Here is a 2,646-nt window from a genome sequence, read left to right on the forward strand (position 1 = left end):
CAGCAGCAGCGCGTCGCGGTCGCCCGCGCGCTGGTCACCGCGCCGACGCTGCTGCTGGCCGACGAGCCGACCGGCGCGCTGGACAGCGCGTCCACCGCGGACGTGCTCGCGGTCTTCGACCGGCTCAGCCGGTCCGGCCGGACGCTGGTCGTGATCACCCACGAGGAGGAGGTCGCCGCGCACGCCAAGCGGGTCGTCCGGCTGGTGGACGGGCGGGTCGCCGACGACCTGCGGCGGGTCCCGGCGGACGCGCCGCCGCCCCGTGCCGGAGGGTCCGGGGAGGACGCGCGATGATCCTCGAAGTCCTGCGCTTCGCGCTGCGCGGGCTCGGCGCGAACAAGCTGCGCACCGGGCTCACCACCCTCGGCATCCTGATCGGCGTCGCCTCCGTCATCACGCTGGTCGCGGTCGGGAACGGCTCGTCCAAGGCGATCCGCGACAGCATCCAGCGGCTCGGCGCCAACACCCTGACCGTCACCAAGTCCACCACCGGACGCGCCGGACGCCTCGGCGGCGCGGGGAGCGGCGGCTTCCGGGGCGGCGGCGGCTTCGGCGGCGGCGCGCCCGGCCCCGGCCCCGGCTTCGGCTCCGGCGGCGGGCAGAGCACCGGTCCCCGGACCCAGGCCCGCGACCTGACGGTGGACGACGCCAAGGCCCTGGTCGACAAGGTGAACGCGCCGTCGGTGAAGAGCGCCTCCCCGGTCGTCAACGCGCAGCAGTCCACCGTCACGTTCGGCGGGACGAGCACGACCGTCGGCCAGTTCGTCGGGACGACCCCGACCTACCTGGAGGCCGCGGACCGGCGGATCCAGAGCGGCTCGGCGTTCACCGACGACGACGTCGCGCAGGGCGAGCGCGTCGCCGTCGTCGGCAGCAGCGTCGCCCGCGACCTGTTCGGCGGCGTGGACCCGGTCGGCCGCCGGTTCACCGTCTCGGGGACGGAGTTCACCGTCGTCGGCGTGCTGCGGGCGAGCGGCTCCGGATCGTCCGGCTTCCAGGACGCCGACAGTGTGGTGATCGCGCCGATCACGGCCGTGCGCGGCACGCTCGCGCCCTACGGCGGGCTGTCCCAGATCCTGGTGGAGGCCCGCGACGCCTCCGCGGTGGACCGGGCCCAGGCCGAGGTCACCGACCTGCTCGCCCAGCGGCACGGCGTCACCGGGACGGCCGCCGCCGACTTCCAGGTGACCAGCCAGGCGGGCATCCAGTCGGCGGTGGCCGACTCCAACCGGACCTTCACCGTGCTGCTCGGCGCGGTCGCGGCGATCAGCCTGCTCGTCGGCGGCATCGGGATCACCAACATCATGCTCGTCACCGTCACCGAGCGGACCCGCGAGATCGGCATCCGCAAGGCGCTCGGCGCGCCGCGCGGCGCGATCCTCGGCCAGTTCGTCGCCGAGGCGACCGTGCTCAGCCTCCTCGGCGGGCTGCTCGGCGTCGTCGCGGGCGTGGCCGCCAGCCGGTTCACCATCGTCGGCGTGAGACCGGTGCTGGTGCCGTCGTCGATCGCGCTCGCGCTCGGCGTCTCGGTCGCCGTCGGGCTGCTGTTCGGCAGCCTCCCCGCCCACCGCGCGGCCAGGCTGCGCCCCATCGAGGCCCTGCGCCATGACTGACCCCAACGAAAGGCACGCCATGAGCGACAACACCCCGGACCCGGCACCGCTCCCACCGCAGGGCCCGTCCCAGAACCCACCCCAGAACCCGCCCCAGGGCGCGCCGCACGAGGCGTCGCAGAACGCGCCGCGGAGCCTGCCGCCGCTGGACGGCTCGCGGTCCGAGGTCCTGGAGACGTCCCCGTTCAAGGACGACCTGGACAAGGAGCTGGCCGACCGCGGCCCGGGGGCGCGCTCGCCCAACGGCCCGACGCTCTACCTGGTCGCGGCGGTGCTGCTGGTCGCCGGGTTCCTCGGCGGGATCTTCACCCACAAGGCGATGGCGGGCGGCGGGTCCGGCTCGTCCGGCGACCGCGCCGCGGGCGGCCCGGGCGGACGGGGCTTCGGCGGCGGGTACGGCGGTTACGGCGGCGGCTTCCGCAACGGCGGGTCCCCCGGGGGCGGCGGCGCGCCCGGGGGAGGTGCGCCCGGCGGGGGAGGGATGACGGCCGGGACCGTCACCAAGGTCGTCGGCGACACCCTCTACCTGAAGACGTCCGACGGCAGGACGGTCACGGTGAAGACCAACGGCTCGACCCGGATCCAGATCACCCGGACCGGCACGGTCAAGGACCTCAAGAACGGCACGATGCTCATCGTCCGCGGGACCTCCGGAAGCGACGGCAGCATGACCGCCACCAGCGTCAACGAGGGCGCCGGCTTCGGCGGCCTCGGACGCCGCGGCCCGAACGGCGGGGGTGGCCCGAGCGGCGGCGGTGGCCAGGACGGTGGCGGAGACGGTGGCGGCCCGGGCGGCGGCCAGCCCCCGCAGGGCGACTGACGTCCCGGAGCCGCGCCCGCGGTCGCGTCCGGCCGGGCGTGACCCGGGGTGCGGGGCGTTCACCCGGCGTTCGCCGGAACGTCCCGAGTCCGGAGTGTGCCAGAGTGTCTTGCTTTGTCACGCATTGGGAAAATGACGACTGCCGGGGCCGCCCGGTCCCCGGCAGGATCTCTCCCCCCGGAGGTCGTCATGTCAGGTGCTCCCACCGCCGGC

General features: G+C 75.4%; 3 protein-coding genes. All 3 read left to right on the top strand.

Annotation, left to right across the window (positions count from 1 at the left end):
• Nucleotides 1–294, top strand: a 294-nt coding sequence (locus AB0J52_RS35415; protein ID WP_500187284.1) for an ATP-binding cassette domain-containing protein, incomplete at its 5' end; no start/stop codon positions are given.
• A complete protein-coding gene (locus AB0J52_RS35420) occupies nt 291–1,613 on the top strand; it encodes an ABC transporter permease (RefSeq protein ID WP_500187285.1) in 1,323 nt (440 codons plus the stop codon). The genes AB0J52_RS35415 and AB0J52_RS35420, both read left to right, overlap by 4 nt.
• 19 nt (nt 1,614–1,632) lie before the next feature.
• Nucleotides 1,633–2,433 (top strand): hypothetical protein, encoded by an 801-nt coding sequence (locus AB0J52_RS35425; protein ID WP_500187286.1) that lies wholly within the window; start codon nt 1,633–1,635, stop codon nt 2,431–2,433.
• The last annotated feature ends 213 nt before the right edge of the window (nt 2,434–2,646 follow it).

The sequence above is a fragment of the Spirillospora sp. NPDC049652 genome (assembly GCF_040675125.1).
Taxonomy (GTDB): domain Bacteria; phylum Actinomycetota; class Actinomycetes; order Streptosporangiales; family Streptosporangiaceae; genus Spirillospora.